The sequence below is a fragment of the Streptomyces sp. NPDC000941 genome, from assembly GCF_053599555.1.
The window spans coordinates 37,010-50,175 of record NZ_JBSFMM010000067.1; the positions used below are offsets into that span (position 1 = coordinate 37,010).

The 13,166-nt window shown below is 67.9% G+C and carries 13 protein-coding genes and 1 pseudogene; 11 read left to right on the top strand and 3 right to left on the bottom strand.

The window, feature by feature from the left end:
- Nucleotides 1–119 precede the first annotated feature (119 nt).
- From ACWDSL_RS22325 to ACWDSL_RS22345, 5 genes are all read left to right on the top strand, one after another.
- Nucleotides 120–482, top strand: coding sequence for a DUF2089 domain-containing protein (locus ACWDSL_RS22325; RefSeq protein ID WP_450487953.1), 363 nt, complete (start codon nucleotides 120–122; stop codon nucleotides 480–482).
- The gene (locus tag ACWDSL_RS22330; RefSeq protein ID WP_450487955.1) at nucleotides 479–745 is read left to right on the top strand and encodes a hypothetical protein; all 267 of its coding nucleotides are present in this window, start codon (nucleotides 479–481) and stop codon (nucleotides 743–745) included. Before ACWDSL_RS22325 ends, ACWDSL_RS22330 begins: the two co-directional genes overlap by 4 nt.
- A 22-nt stretch (nucleotides 746–767) precedes the next feature.
- Nucleotides 768–1,196: an SHOCT-like domain-containing protein gene (locus ACWDSL_RS22335; protein ID WP_450487957.1), complete on the top strand. Its 429-nt coding sequence runs from the start codon at nucleotides 768–770 to the stop codon at nucleotides 1,194–1,196.
- Nucleotides 1,197–1,526: 330 nt separating this feature from the next.
- Nucleotides 1,527–2,522, top strand: coding sequence for an ATP-binding cassette domain-containing protein (locus tag ACWDSL_RS22340; RefSeq protein WP_450487959.1), 996 nt, complete (start codon nucleotides 1,527–1,529; stop codon nucleotides 2,520–2,522).
- Nucleotides 2,519–3,310 carry an ABC transporter permease gene (locus ACWDSL_RS22345; RefSeq protein ID WP_450487961.1) on the top strand — a complete coding sequence of 264 codons (792 nt, stop codon included), beginning with the start codon at nucleotides 2,519–2,521 and terminating at the stop codon, nucleotides 3,308–3,310. The genes ACWDSL_RS22340 and ACWDSL_RS22345 overlap by 4 nt, the downstream gene beginning before the upstream one ends.
- Nucleotides 3,311–3,343: 33 nt before the next feature.
- On the opposite strand, the gene ACWDSL_RS22350 is transcribed toward ACWDSL_RS22345, so the two are convergent.
- A complete protein-coding gene (locus ACWDSL_RS22350) occupies nucleotides 3,344–4,474 on the bottom strand; it encodes an FAD-dependent oxidoreductase (RefSeq protein WP_450487963.1) in 1,131 nt (376 codons plus the stop codon).
- Between the two features lie 189 nt (nucleotides 4,475–4,663).
- Between ACWDSL_RS22350 and ACWDSL_RS22355 the strand changes: the two genes are divergently transcribed.
- The 4 genes from ACWDSL_RS22355 to ACWDSL_RS22370 all read left to right on the top strand — a co-directional run bounded on the left by ACWDSL_RS22355 (nucleotide 4,664) and on the right by ACWDSL_RS22370 (nucleotide 8,984).
- Nucleotides 4,664–6,082, top strand: a complete 1,419-nt coding sequence (locus ACWDSL_RS22355; RefSeq protein ID WP_450487965.1) for an ATP-binding protein — start codon at nucleotides 4,664–4,666, stop codon at nucleotides 6,080–6,082.
- 167 nt (nucleotides 6,083–6,249) lie between these two features.
- Nucleotides 6,250–7,740 (top strand): FG-GAP-like repeat-containing protein, encoded by a 1,491-nt coding sequence (locus tag ACWDSL_RS22360; protein WP_450487967.1) that lies wholly within the window; start codon nucleotides 6,250–6,252, stop codon nucleotides 7,738–7,740.
- A 198-nt stretch (nucleotides 7,741–7,938) separates the two neighbouring features.
- Nucleotides 7,939–8,661, top strand: a complete 723-nt coding sequence (locus tag ACWDSL_RS22365; RefSeq protein ID WP_450487969.1) for a ferritin-like domain-containing protein — start codon at nucleotides 7,939–7,941, stop codon at nucleotides 8,659–8,661.
- Between the two features lie 125 nt (nucleotides 8,662–8,786).
- Nucleotides 8,787–8,984: a hypothetical protein gene (locus ACWDSL_RS22370; protein ID WP_450487971.1), complete on the top strand. Its 198-nt coding sequence runs from the start codon at nucleotides 8,787–8,789 to the stop codon at nucleotides 8,982–8,984.
- Nucleotides 8,985–9,017: 33 nt separating this feature from the next.
- Here the strand turns inward: ACWDSL_RS22370 and ACWDSL_RS22375 are convergent, their stop codons facing one another.
- The gene (locus tag ACWDSL_RS22375; protein WP_450487973.1) at nucleotides 9,018–9,359 is read right to left on the bottom strand and encodes a hypothetical protein; all 342 of its coding nucleotides are present in this window, start codon (nucleotides 9,357–9,359) and stop codon (nucleotides 9,018–9,020) included.
- 275 nt (nucleotides 9,360–9,634) lie between these two features.
- Here ACWDSL_RS22375 and ACWDSL_RS22380 point away from each other — a divergent pair.
- Nucleotides 9,635–10,443, top strand: a pseudogene (locus tag ACWDSL_RS22380) (transposase family protein).
- Between the two features lie 962 nt (nucleotides 10,444–11,405).
- Here the strand turns inward: ACWDSL_RS22380 and ACWDSL_RS22385 are convergent.
- Nucleotides 11,406–12,200, bottom strand: a complete 795-nt coding sequence (locus tag ACWDSL_RS22385; protein WP_450487975.1) for a bifunctional diaminohydroxyphosphoribosylaminopyrimidine deaminase/5-amino-6-(5-phosphoribosylamino)uracil reductase RibD — start codon at nucleotides 12,198–12,200, stop codon at nucleotides 11,406–11,408.
- Between the two features lie 146 nt (nucleotides 12,201–12,346).
- Between ACWDSL_RS22385 and ACWDSL_RS22390 the strand changes: the two genes are divergently transcribed.
- Nucleotides 12,347–12,832, top strand: coding sequence for an ATP-binding protein (locus ACWDSL_RS22390; RefSeq protein ID WP_450487977.1), 486 nt, complete (start codon nucleotides 12,347–12,349; stop codon nucleotides 12,830–12,832).
- Nucleotides 12,833–13,166: the final 334 nt, after the last annotated feature.

A 13,166-nucleotide genomic window follows, 5' to 3' on the forward strand; every position in this document is an offset into this window, starting at 1 on the left:
GGCGGTCGGACCCGCATCGAGGGTGAGATTGAAAAAATTAAGGTTCTCGCGTTGCGATCTTAAAAATCTCAAGGTACAAATGAATGGTAGGCGCGTCACCGAGGGTAAGGGAGCCGAGGGTGGACTGGCAGGAGCTGACGGACCTGACGCGCGGACAGCCGTTCGTGGTCGAACGGGTCCGCCTCGCCGACAGCGGCGTCGTGGTCGAGGGGCAGTTCGAGCCGCCGCAGCTGGCTCAGCTCGGCATCGATGACCAGGTGTTCATTGCCGCGTTCGTACGGTCGCACGGTTCGATCAAGGAGATGGAGCGGATCTTCGGGGTGAGCTACCCGACGATCAAGTCCCGGCTGAAGCGGATCGCCGAGCACCTCGACTTCGTCGACACCAACCCGGCACCCACCAGCGCCGAGGTCATCGACCGCCTGCAGCGGGGGGAGATCAGCGCCCAGGAGGCGCTGGCCGAGCTGGAGCAGACCCGATGATCCCGCAGTTGGTGACGGTGCGCTATCGCCGTTCCGACGGCCGCCGGCGGCGGCTGTACGTCCCTGTCGTGCCGGTGGTGCTGGTGCTGTCGCCGCTGCTGCTGCTCGCCGTACTGGGCGGAGTGATCGCATGCCGCGTCACCCGGGTGAAGGTGAGCCCGCTGGGCGCGCTGCGGGGTGTGGGGCGACTGCTGTGGGCGTTGCCGGGCACCCGGTTCGAGTACGAGGAAGGCCGAACGGCCTTACTGGTGAGCGTCAGATGAGTCAGAGGAGCAAGGAGCAGCAATGAACGAGCAGCGCCGCCAGATCCTGGAGATGCTGGCCGACGGCAAGATCACCGCGGCTGAGGCGGAGCGGTTGATCGACGCCCTGGAACGACAACAGCCCGAGTCGCCGCCGGGGGTCGTATCCCGTCCGAAATCCCGGCCGAAGTACCTGCGCGTGGTGGTGGACGCGGCGGACGGCACCGGCGAGGGGTCGAGCCGCGTCAACGTCCAGATCCCACTACAACTGCTGCGCGCCGGGGTCCGGCTCACGAGCCTTATCCCTCCGCAGGCGGTCACCAAGGTCAACGCGGAGCTGAGCAAGGCAGGGGTGCCGATCGACCTCGGCGAGCTCAAGCCGCAGCACCTCGAGGATCTCATCGAGCATCTCGACGACGTCAAGATCGACATCGACGACCCCGACTCCAAGGTGCAGGTCTTCTGCGAGTAACACCGTCACGGCCCCGGACGGCCGCGGCCGGAGAATCCGTCAACGATATAGCGGACATAGCGGCGGCCTTTCGGTCACACCAAGGCCGCCAGTTTCTCGATCTGGACTTCGACGTCCAACGGCAGCAGTCGCCTCGGCACCGCATTCGGTGATCTGGAGGGATCTGGAGGCCGGCATCGCCGCGGGCATCGCCGCGGGCACCGCCGCGGGCACCCGCCGTATGGCTCGACGTCACGCAGGGCTGACCACGGAAGAACCGGCCCCAACTTACCCATTGCCTCAGCCACTTCAGGCTTCGAACGGGAGGGCTCCTCCATGCCTTCATCTGTCATGCCCACATCCAGGCGCAGCGACGGTGCCGACGGTGCGCAGCCGTCGGCCGCCATCTCCACCGTCGGCCTGCGCAAGTCGTACGGGGACAAGACCGTCCTCGACGGCATCGATCTGCACATCCCGGCCGGCTCGGTGTTCGCGCTGCTCGGCCCGAACGGCGCCGGCAAGACCACCGCCGTGAAGATCCTCTCCACCCTCATCTCCGCCGACGGCGGCCAGTCCCAGGTCGCCGGCCACGACATCGCCACCTCACCGGACGGGGTGCGTGCCGCGATCGGGGTCACGGGGCAGTTCTCCGCCATCGACGGGCTGATCACCGGCGAGGAGAACATGCTCCTCATGGCCGACCTGCACCACCTCTCCAAGGACGAGGGACGGCAGGTCACGGCCAAGTTGCTGGAGCGCTTCGACCTGACCGAGGCCGCGAAGAAGCCCGCCTCCACCTACTCCGGCGGTATGAAGCGCCGCCTCGATATCGCCATGACGCTGGTGGGCAACCCGCGGATCATCTTCCTCGACGAACCGACCACCGGCCTCGACCCGCGCTCCCGGCACAACATGTGGCAGATCATCCGCGAGCTCGTCTCCGGCGGCGTCACCGTCTTCCTCACCACCCAGCACCTGGACGAGGCCGATGAACTCGCCGACCGTATCGCCGTGCTGAACGACGGCAAGATCGCCGCCGAGGGCACCGCCGACGAGCTGAAGCGGCTGATCCCCGGGGGACACGTACGACTCCGCTTCACCGACCCGGCCGCCTACCGGAACGCCGCCACCACACTGCGCGAGTCCACCCGCGACGACGAAGCCCTGTCCCTGCAGCTCCCCAGCGACGGCAGCCAGCGCGAACTGCGCTCCATCCTCGACTGGCTCGACACCGCCGGCATCGAGGCGGACGAGCTGACCGTGCACACCCCCGACCTCGACGACGTGTTCTTCGCCCTGACCGGCCCGGCCGACCTCCCCAACCAGCCCAAGGAGAACGTCCGATGAGCGCCCTCTCCCTCGCAGTCCGCGACTCGAACACGATGCTGCGCCGCAATCTGCTGCACGCGTGGCGCTACCCGTCCGGAACCCTGAACCTGCTGCTCACGCCGATCATGATGCTGCTGCTCTTCGTCTATATCTTCGGCGACGTGATGAGCGCGGGCATCGGTGGCGGCGGCGCGGACCGCTCCGAGTACATCGCCTATATCGTCCCGGGCATCCTGATGATGACCATCGGCAGCACCGTGATCGGGGCCGCGGTGTACATCTCCATGGACATGGCCGAGGGCCTCATCGCCCGCTTCCGTACGATGGCGGTCTACCGCGGCTCTGTGATCATCGGGCATGTCGTCGGCAGCGTGCTGCAGTCGATCGCCAGCGTGGTCCTCGTCGGTGCCGTCGGCGTGGCCATCGGCTTCCGGTCCACGGATGCCACCGTCCTGGAGTGGCTGGCGGCGTTCGGGCTCCTCGCGCTGTTCGCCCTGGCGCTCACCTGGATCGCGATCGGGATGGGCATGGCCAGCCCGAACCCCGAGGCGGCCAGCAACGCGGCCATGCCGCTGATCCTCCTGCCGCTCATCTCGAGCGCCTTCATCCCGGCCGACACGATGCCGGGCTGGTTCCGGCCGATCGCCGAGTACCAGCCGTTCACCCCGGCCATCGAGACGCTGCGCGGGCTGCTGCTGGGCACCGGGATCGGCCACAACGGGTGGCTGGCCGTCGCCTGGTGCGTGGGGCTGACCTTGCTCGGCTACTTCTGGTCCATGTCGCTGTTCAACCGCGACCCGAAGTAGCCGATGCGCACCAGGCCCCGCCTGCGGAGTGGTTCACTGGCCCTTGTCGGTGATCATGTTGATCAGGTCGTGCGCTGTGTTGTTGTCGGAGTCGATCCCCTGGACCTCGGCACCTTCGAACGTGGCGGCCTCGGCGCTGCGCGGGAACATGGCCTGCTCGTACTCGGTGAGTGCGGCCCCGATGTCGTCGGGGTGCGCGGCGAGGGCCTTGCCGAGTTCGGCGCCGTCGAGCATGGCCAGGTTGGCGCCTTCGCCGTTCGGGGCCGCGAGATGGGCGGCGTCGCCGAGCAGGGTGACCCCGGGCAGCCGGTCCCAGCGGTGTTCGGTCGGCAGGGCGTAGTGGGGGCGTAGGACCGGCGCGGTGTCGCCTTCGGTGATCAGCGCGGTGAGTTCCGGTGCCCAGCCGGCGAACTCCTGCGCGATGCGGGCGGCGGCCGCGGTGGCATCGGTGAAGTCGATGGCGGCGAACCAGTCCTGCGGCTTGGAGAGCGCCACGTAGGTGTGCAGGGTGTCGCCGCTTTCCCGGTGAGCGAAGATCTCCTTGCCGGGCGAGGGCGCGATCATCGACCCGCCGCCGACCGCCTTCGCGGCGGCCGGGTGCCGGGTGTCGGCGTCGAACAGGTAGGTCTCGACGAAGGACGTACCGGCGTACTCGGGGGTGGCGGGGGAGAGCAGCGGCCGGACCCGTGACCACGCGCCGTCCGCGCCGACCAGCAGGCTGGTGACGACGGTGCCGCCGTCGGCGAACGTCACCTCGTAGCGGCCCTCGCCGAGGGCACGGACGCCACTGACCTTGTGCCCCCATCGGACGGTGCCGGCCGGGAGCGAGTCGAGCAGGATCTGCCGCAGCTCGCCACGCTGCACCTCGGGGCGCCCGCCCGTGCCGTCGTCGGCTTTGTCGAGCACGACGGTCCCGTCCGGGTCGAGGACCCGCATCGTCTGGCGGCCCTCCAGGATGATGGCGTGGAACTCGTCCATCAGGCCGGCCGCCTCGAGGGCGAGCTGCCCGTTGTAGTCGTGGATGTCGAGCATCCCGCCCTGCGTGCGCGCCGACGGGGAGGGCTCCGCCTCGTGGACCGTGGCCGGGATTCCGTGGACGTGCAGGACGCGGGCGAGTGTGAGGCCGCCGAGTCCGGCGCCGATGATCGTGACGGGGGTGTGCATGATGGCTCCTCGGGATCGGGCCGCCGCCCGGTGAGTTCCGGCCGGCCGTCTCCGGAAAGGTGCCGGACCCCGCCGATGACCCACCGACATCCGACCGACGGCCCCCGATGGGCGACCGACGGCGGCTCTCTCGGGTGAACCGCATGTCACTAACGTCAATGTTGCTAACATTCATGTTAGCTTCTCGTCATGGTGGATTTCGTAGGTCGGCGGCACGAGCTCGAGACGCTGGATCGCGAGCTGGGCAAGGTGGCGGCCGCGGCTGGTGGGGAGCGTCCTGGTCGGTGTGTGATGCTGCGGGGGCGTCGACGGGTGGGGAAATCGCGGCTGGTCGAACGGTTTGCCGAGCGATCCGGCGCGCCGTTCCTCTTCTACGCCGCCACAGGGGCATCGCTGGGAGCCGATCTGGAGCGGCTGGCGCAAGATGCGCAGGCATCCAGCCTGCCGATGGCGGGGCTGCTGGCCGCAGCCCGTCCGGCGGACTGGGGCGCGGCCTTCGACGTCCTCGCGGCCGCGCTGCCGCAGGACCGGCCGAGCATCGTGGTCATGGACGAGGTGCCGTATCTGATGGACCCGGAGGGTGCCTTCGAGGGCATGCTCCAGCGGGCCTGGGACCGGGTACTGGAGACCAAGCCGGTCCTGCTGATTCTCATCGGCTCGGATCTGTCGATGATGGAGGCGCTGAACAGCTACGGCCGCCCCTTTCACCAGCGCGGACGGGAAATGGTGCTGGGTCCGCTCAACCCGGCGGAGGTGGGTGCGATGCTGGACCTCGACCCGGCCCCGGCGTTCGACGCGGCTCTCATCACCGGTGGGCTGCCGCTCATCTGCGCGGAATGGCCGCATGGCGGGGGGATGTGGGACTTCCTGGAAGCAGCGCTCAGCGACCCGGTCTCCGCCCTGCTGGTGTCGGCGGAGCGGTCGCTGGCCGCGGAGTTCCCGCAGCAGGCCCAGGCCCGCGCGGTCCTCTCGGCGATCGGGAGCGGAGAGCGGACGTTCTCCAACATCGCCCGTGCCGCCGGCGGGATCGGGGCGACGCCGCTCCAGCGGTCGCTGAAGATCCTCACCGACAAGCGGGTGATCGCCGCGGAGCTTCCCGTGTCCACGCGGCCTTCGAAGGACCGCCGCTACCGCGTCGCGGACCCGTACCTCCGATTCTGGCTGCGCTTCCTCGGCCCGGCGATGGAGGAGATCGAGAGAGGCCGGGGCGACCTCACCCTGCGCCGCATCCGCGAGAACTGGACCAGTTGGCGCGGACGGGCTGTCGAGCCTCTGGTGCGTGAGGCGCTGGCGCGGCTGCTGCCTGACGCGAGCCTCCCCGCAGCCCCCGCCCTCGGCGGCTACTGGACACGTACCAATGATGTGGAGATCGACATCGTGGGGGCGGACCGCGCGCCCGTGGCCAAGGAGCTGCTCTTCGTCGGCTCGGTGAAGTGGTTGGAGAACTCCCCCTTCGACCGCCACGACCTCGCGGCACTGCAACGCCACCGCGCCGCTCTCACGCCGGATCCCGTGCCGTTGGTCGCGGTCTCCCGCAGCGGGACCGACTGCGCCGGTCTCGACGCCGCGTACGGCTCCGCGGAACTCCTCGCAGCGTGGCGTTCCTGACCAGATCGCTCCGTTGGGCGTTGAGGTCAGGGGGCGGGCGTACGGCTGGTTACACAACAATGACATTCAGGCGTACAACCGGAGACCTGCCTTCCTCGTCGGACTGTGCGGGGGCGCGGCGCGCGGCGCGTGTCGTGTTGAACTCGACCACTCTGAGAGGCAGTTGTATGTCCCGAGCAGGACGCAGGATCCGTACCGCACGGCTGGGCGCGCCCCTAGCCGCCGCGGTGCTGCTCGCCGGAGGGCTCAGTGCCTGGGCCCTCACCGGAGCTTCGGCCCAGGCCGCCCCCGCGTCGGTGGACACCCAGGACGACTTCAATGGCGACGGCTACGCCGACCTCGTCATCGGGGCGCCGAACGCCACGGTGTCCGACAAGGCGAAGGCCGGCTACGTGGCCATCACGTACGGCTCGGCGAGCGGACTGTCCACCGCCAACAAGAAGATCGTGAGCCGGTCGACCAGCGGGATTCCCGGCTCCGCGACCACGGGCGAGCGCTTCGGGCTGACCTTCACCAAGGGCGACCTGGACGGCGACGGCTACGGCGACCTCGTGATCGCGGGCGGACCCGCGGGCTCCGTCGTGCTGTGGGGCTCCGCCTCCGGGCTCACCGGCGGTACGAACCTCGCCGGGTACGGGCAGGCCCCGCAGGCCGGTGACTTCGACGGGGACGGCAAGACCGACCTCGCACTGTTCGCCCACAGCACCGTCGCGGGTGACGACCCGCAGAGCGCCAAGGCCGCCCTGTGGAAGGGCCCGATCTCCCGGACCGGCACGCCCGCCGCCGTGCTCAACATCCTCGACAAGTCCGAGTGGTGGGGCTACGACGAGGACGACGCCTCCTGCGCCACGGGTGGCGGCTGCGAGGAGGACGGCGACTCGATCAGCGGGCCCATCGTCAACGGCCATGTCGGCGACGTCAACGGCGACGGCAAGGACGACATCGTCCAGTGGGTCTACACCGGTGACGGAACCTGGGGCAACCGGCTGCTGAACGGCGGCGCGTCGGGCTTCACCAAGTCCTGGGTCCCCGGCGAAGGCGCAAGCAGCGACGTCTCGGGCACCGGCGTGGGCGACGTGAACGGTGACGGCTTCGACGACGTGGTGGTCGGCGGCGACGGCTGGGACAGCAAGGTCCGCGTCGCCTACGGCTCGGCCTCCGGCCTGTCCGACGCAAACACGAAGTCGTTCGACCAGAGCCTGCCCGGCCTCTACGGCGCGGAGGAGGAGGGCGACGGCCTCGGTACGGCGATCTCCGTGGACGACGTGAACGGCGACGGCTACGCCGACATCGCCCTCGGTATCCCCGGCGAGGACTTCAGCGGCCTCACCGACGCCGGTTCGTTCGCCCTGGTCCCCGGCAGCGCCTCGGGCTTCACCGGCACCGGCAGCCAGGTCTTCCACCAGAACACCCCCGGGGTGCCCGGCGTGGCCGAATCGGGCGACAAGTTCGGCGCCACCACCGCGCTCCTCGACGTCAACGGAGACGGCCACCGCGACATCGCCGTCGCCTCCACCACCGAGAACGGCGACAACGGCGCGGTCTGGCTGCTCCGCGGCACGTCCACCGGCCTGACCACGAATTCCGCCCTCGCCTTCGGCCCCGACGACCTGTCCGCGCCCGCCACGAAGGCGCAGTTCGGGACCAGCCTGCGCTGACCGTCCTGCGCTGACCGTCCGGGCCGAATGACGGCACGGGGCCCGTACGGCCGGCCTCACTCACGTGGCCCCTGGCTCCCCGCCAGGGGCCACGGCTCATGATGTGCGCGGCGCGGGCAGCGGGGGAACGGTTCGCCGTTCGTCAGCGTCGTCCCCCTCCGGGGCACGGTGGCTGTGCCCCAGGGAAGGGGAGACCGGATGGACACGGGCGGCTTCGCCAAGTGGACAAGGCGGTTCGAGGACGAGCGCGAGCGCAGGAGCGCCCAGGGTGACCCGGACTGGGAGCAACGCGCGACGCTGCATCCGGCGGTGTGGGCCGGCATCCAGCGCTTCCAGGTCGGCGAGGACGGCGACGGCGCCAACCTCGTCGGCAAAGCCGATGAGGCCGGCGACGGCGACTACGCGCAGGCAGTCCGGCTCTTTGTCGCCGAGGAGCAGAGCCACGCCCGTCTCCTCGCCCGGCTGTTGGCCGCGGGTGGCGCATCGACGTTGACCGGCCACTGGAGCGACAGGGTCTTCGTCCGGCTGCGGCGTCTCATGGGCCTGCGCATGGAACTGCTGGTGCTGATGATCGCTGAAGTGGTGGCACTGCGTTATTACCGGGCCCTGCGGGATGGCACCGACGACCCGCTCACTTCGGATGTGGCGGGGCGGATCCTGTCCGACGAGCAGCGCCACGTCCCGTTCCATTGCGAGCGGCTGCACACCTCCCTGGCGGAACTGCCCCGCGTGATGCGCCGCCCGGTGATGGCCCTGTGGCAGCTTCTTCTGCTCGCGGTCTCCCTCGTCGTCGCCGTCGACCACGGTCGGGCGCTGCGACGACTCGACGTCGGACGCCTGCGATTCGTGGCTGATATCGCGGCCTCGTCCGGCGAGATTGTCTCCGCGGTGCTGTCGCCCCGCCCAGACGCATTTCCCTGAGATATGGGGCGACAAGCTCAAAGCATAAAAAATGCAAACCAGAGGTAGCAGAATCGCCTGCGGTGCACCGGCGCGGAACGTCCGCACACGAAGAGGAACCTGTACGACCAGGAAGGTGTGATCCGATGTCCGTAACCCACGAATCCCGCATTGCCCGTTGGGCACAGAACAACGCCGCGGAGTACAGCGACTACCACCTGCCGCAGACCCCGGAGACCGTCCCCGCGCTGGGCGCCACCGACGTGGCCGCAGCCGCGCCCGCCGAGGTCCCGACCGCTTTCTGGGTCGGCTACCAGGGCAGTGAGGTTTTCTCAGCGAAATGATCTCCGCGAAGTAGCCTGTCACGGCGGGAGGTATCACATACCTGGCGGGATGGCGAACGGGTCATACCCCTCGGGCATGAAGCAGCCGTAGTCCTGCAGTGGTTGCGGATCGCTCAGCACGATTTGCTTGCACTCGCCGGCAGGGGAGAGTCCGTCTGGGCGGTCCAGAACTCGTCGGCCAGGGAGCCCGGCGGACGCTGGTGCGTCGGCTGCGAGCCGGCCGAAGCGGTCCAGCAGAGCCCACACAGCGTCGTAGACATCGCGGATCTCCTCGGCTGCCCGCTCTTCGGTGATCTCAGGGGAGGCTTCGCGGTACGCCGCGCGGGCCGAAGCGACAAAGCGCTCCGGATCGACGATCACCACGTCCTGGCGCATCCGAACGCTGATCGTCATACCCGCCACCGGGGCTGACATCTCATCCACCGCCCCACGGTACTGCGTCGGAAACGCGACAGACCGCGAATTCTCTCCTGAACATGGCCAGCAAGGCACGCCCCAGCTCTGAGATCCGCTGGGCACTCGGCTCAAAAGCAGGCACCGAACCAACTGATCGGTACGGATCGGGCGTGGGGACCTGGCGGCGGGCAAGCGTGAAGCCCTGGTAGGACAGGTCCGCCAAGATCATGTCCGTAGCAACCAGAGGCTTCATGTTGATCACCTATGTTGCCACGCTCGACGTCCCGCGCCACGTGGTGGTGTTCCTCGCTCGCCTGCTGGCCACCCACCGGCGCCGGATCGGAACTCCAAGACGCTCCCGGGCGCTCGGACCGTTTCGGCAGGCGGTGCTGGTGGTGCGCTGGTTCCGTGAGCGCGGTTGCGTGCACTGCTTGGCCCGAGACGCGGGCATCTCCCAGGCTACGGGCTACCGCTACCTGCACGAAGGCATCGATGTCCTTGCCAACCAGGCCCCTGACCTGCATGAAGTCCTGAGCCGGTGTCAGCGCGAGGGCATGACGCACGTGATCCTTGACGGCACCCTGATCGAATCGGACCGCCTCGCGGGCGTACGCGAGAACGGAAACGACCTGTGGTTCAGCCAGAAGCACAAGGCGTTCGGCGGCAACATCCAGTTCCTGTCACCGCGGACGGCTCGCCGCTATGGGTCTCCGACGTCGAGCCGGGCTCCACCCCGGACGTTACCGCCGCCCGCATCCACGCCCTACCCGCCCTGTACAAGGCGGCGGCCGACGGCCTACCCACCCTGGCGGACAAAGGCTACATCGGTGCGGGTATCGGCATCCTCATCCCGGTCCGTCGCCCAAAGGGCAAGTCCGAGCGGGCCCTTCACGTCGACACCCGTACGTCCAACACCCTGCTGCGCCACCTGAGAGCCCTCGGTGAGCGGGCCGCCGCTGAACTCAAGCTGCGATGGCGCACCCTGCAGTACGTCACGCTCAGCCCCAGCCGGATCGGCGACATCGCCCGAGCCGCCCTCGTCCTCAACGGAATCTGGAAGTGATCACCGTTGAGAAAGCCTCACTGACCTCCCTGTGCGCCATTTGGGCAGTTCATCTCGCATTTTCGCCACATCCATTATTCGCTGCGCGTGTAGCGAATAATTGCAGGTCAGAGGGGCGCAGGCGCGCCGGAATCCATCTGTGCAGGTGCGGCTTAAAAGCTATGCCTGCTATCACTGGACTAGCGGTGAAGGCGCCTTCCATCGCCGATAAGACGCCTCACTGATCAAATTAGCGACAGCTCGGCAAGGGGATAGCCATGTGTGCCGGTGCCAGTTAGAAGAACGTGCTGACCAACACCAGACCTGTATGTATGCCGTCGAGTGTCAGGCAACCACGAGCCCGGCGCAGAACTCGCCTCTGCTGGCCTGGTTTCTGGTAGTGGCAACTCTGCTTGGATCTGTTGCAGCTGTGATCACAGCGATCAGGACCTAGAGGACATGTCCGATGGATCATTCCGTTTCTCGCGCCCCTTCCAGGGAATGATCTAAACACACTGTGAGAGGATTTCAGCGAGACGGGGGGCTGCTCATGAGCGGTACGTCACGTTCACATCAGAACGGCGCAGAGACAGGAGACACCGCGCCTGAGCCGAAGCGCCACAAAGTGAAGCAGATCGCCCTCAGGCCCCCCTCCCCGGGACCGCTGCCCGAGCGCGACCTCGAGCGTTTCGGCGACGAGCAACCCGACCCTCTCGCCTCGCTGCTGGACAAGGTCAACAACGGAGAGGCAATCTCGACTCCTAGCGGCAGGGCGGATAGCGAAGACCGCGACATCCACGAGGAGGAGTGGCGGGCACACGATCGCCACGGCCCCTATGGACAAGGGCGTCGCCGCAGGAATTGACGCGACTTGGTGTCTGCCGTTCACCGACGCTGCCACCGGCCCCTAGCCAGGAAAGTTCACCCATGGGAGGCCGGACAATAATCAGCGGCGTTTGCGCGCCTCCACGCCTTGGAGAGAGCTAATGGCCTGGGCTGACTCGCTTCGCTGTCAGACGCACATACCGTCTGAACGGCCTTACCTCGACTAGTTGAAATTCTCCAGGGATCGACTCCGGCCCCTGCCCACCTGCTGCGGTCAGTCCGGATGACGGCGGAGCGCCTGGTACGTCAATGATCACGCGGTCCACCGCGTCAGCGAGCAACCGCGCCGCTTCGTTGGAGCTGTTTTCGATCAGGACCGTACGCGCCCCCGCCTCGGCCAAGGCGCGCAGAGCTTTCGCGGGATCGTCGCCAAGCGGGGGAACCGGGACACTGAAGGAATCTCCACCATGGCCGCCTGGTGTGCCTTCCTCGATCGCGCCATTCCGGCGAATCACAAGATCGTGCGTGCGGCGCAACTCGTTGAAACCCTCGCTGTCGTGGTCCTTGTCGGCCCCTACGGTGTACGCCCACGTGATGTGCGGCCTTCCCGCGCGCAGCGAGTGCAGCCACGGGCCGAGAACGAGCAACGCTTCCTGCTCAAGGACGCCCCGCTCCACCTCGATGCCGGCGTGTTCCAGCACCGCCGCGCCACCCTCCCCACGGGAGGTGGGATCCATGACGGCGATCAGAACGCGGGACACCTTCGCGTCGATCAGTGCCTGTCGGCAGGGCGGCGTCCGGCCCTGGTGGTTGCAGGGCTCCAGCGTTACGACGGCCGTGCCACCCTCGGCCCGCTTCCCCGCTGCGGTGAGCGCGTTCACCTCGGCGTGGTGGTCTCCCTTGCGGAGGTGGTATCCCTCGCCGACCGGTACGCCGTCGCGGTCGAGGATCACGCACCCCACGGGCAGCTCGCGAGGGTGTAGGGATGTCCGCGTCAGTCCAGGGTAGATCGCGCCAGCTGATGAAGTACCCCAATTCGCGGCCATGGGTACCCCGTTGGGTGACCCGAGCGGTGCTTCTGACCTGCACGCTTGTGGCCATGAAGCCAGAGCTGACGGACCCGAGTGGGCGTGAGGTGGTCCGACGTTGGGCCCGCCATCTGCGTTCCGTCGGGCTGGCGCGCGCCGACTTGTGTAAGGCCCTGAGCGGTTGGGGCCTGGCCGCCGTCGAGGAGGTGGCGCTCCTGGTGCTGTCCGAGCTGGTGACGAATGCCGTTCGGCATGCGCGGGTGTCGCCTGGCCGGGAGATCGAGACCCGGTACCTGCTCCAGGACAAGAGCGTGCGGATTGAAGTTCACGATGCTTCGGACGAGTGGCCCAAGCTGAAGATCCCGAGCATCGAAGTTCCCCATGGCAGAGGGCTGGTCCTGGTGGAAGCGCTCGCGGACCGGTGGGGTGTGACCCCGCGCCCGGTGGTCGGCAAGTCGGTGTGGGCCGTGCTGACGGCTCCTGGTTCGGATGTTGGTCAAGGGATGAAGGGCAGGATGCGGCATGGCGAAACGGACGCCGAAATGGGCGGCACATGAGGCAGAGATCATCACCGCGTACCGGGACAACATGCGGGTCACCGAGATTCAACAGCGGTTCGGCATAACGAGCACCATGCTCTACGACCTGCTTCACCGACGAGATGTGCCGCTGCGCTCGGGCGGACGACACGCCCCATGGTGGCAAGGTGGCACGCTGCTGCCCTAGACGCGACCAGCCGGTAAGGCGGAGTGTGGGTATCCCTCGGCAGGCTCATAGTCCTGGGGCCGCCCGGCTAAGAAGCTGTTGTCTTTCCGGGCTTGAGGACGGTGTTTTCGCTGGTCGGGCATAGGGTCGGTGATCCTGTGGGAGTGGTGGTCTGTCGTGTCGTCG

What these genes read in the sequence shown, in the direction of transcription:
- ACWDSL_RS22330 (WP_450487955.1), top strand. Translation starts at nt 479, where the DNA reads ATGATCCCGCAGTTGGTGACGGTGCGCTATCGCCGTTCCGACGGCCGC.
- ACWDSL_RS22335 (WP_450487957.1), top strand. Translation starts at nt 768, where the DNA reads ATGAACGAGCAGCGCCGCCAGATCCTGGAGATGCTGGCCGACGGCAAG.
- ACWDSL_RS22340 (WP_450487959.1), top strand. Translation starts at nt 1,527, where the DNA reads ATGCCCACATCCAGGCGCAGCGACGGTGCCGACGGTGCGCAGCCGTCG.
- ACWDSL_RS22345 (WP_450487961.1), top strand. Translation starts at nt 2,519, where the DNA reads ATGAGCGCCCTCTCCCTCGCAGTCCGCGACTCGAACACGATGCTGCGC.
- ACWDSL_RS22350 (WP_450487963.1), bottom strand. Translation starts at nt 4,474, where the DNA reads ATGCACACCCCCGTCACGATCATCGGCGCCGGACTCGGCGGCCTCACA.
- ACWDSL_RS22355 (WP_450487965.1), top strand. Translation starts at nt 4,664, where the DNA reads ATGGTGGATTTCGTAGGTCGGCGGCACGAGCTCGAGACGCTGGATCGC.
- ACWDSL_RS22360 (WP_450487967.1), top strand. Translation starts at nt 6,250, where the DNA reads ATGTCCCGAGCAGGACGCAGGATCCGTACCGCACGGCTGGGCGCGCCC.
- ACWDSL_RS22365 (WP_450487969.1), top strand. Translation starts at nt 7,939, where the DNA reads ATGGACACGGGCGGCTTCGCCAAGTGGACAAGGCGGTTCGAGGACGAG.
- ACWDSL_RS22370 (WP_450487971.1), top strand. Translation starts at nt 8,787, where the DNA reads ATGTCCGTAACCCACGAATCCCGCATTGCCCGTTGGGCACAGAACAAC.
- ACWDSL_RS22375 (WP_450487973.1), bottom strand. Translation starts at nt 9,359, where the DNA reads ATGCGCCAGGACGTGGTGATCGTCGATCCGGAGCGCTTTGTCGCTTCG.
- ACWDSL_RS22390 (WP_450487977.1), top strand. Translation starts at nt 12,347, where the DNA reads ATGAAGCCAGAGCTGACGGACCCGAGTGGGCGTGAGGTGGTCCGACGT.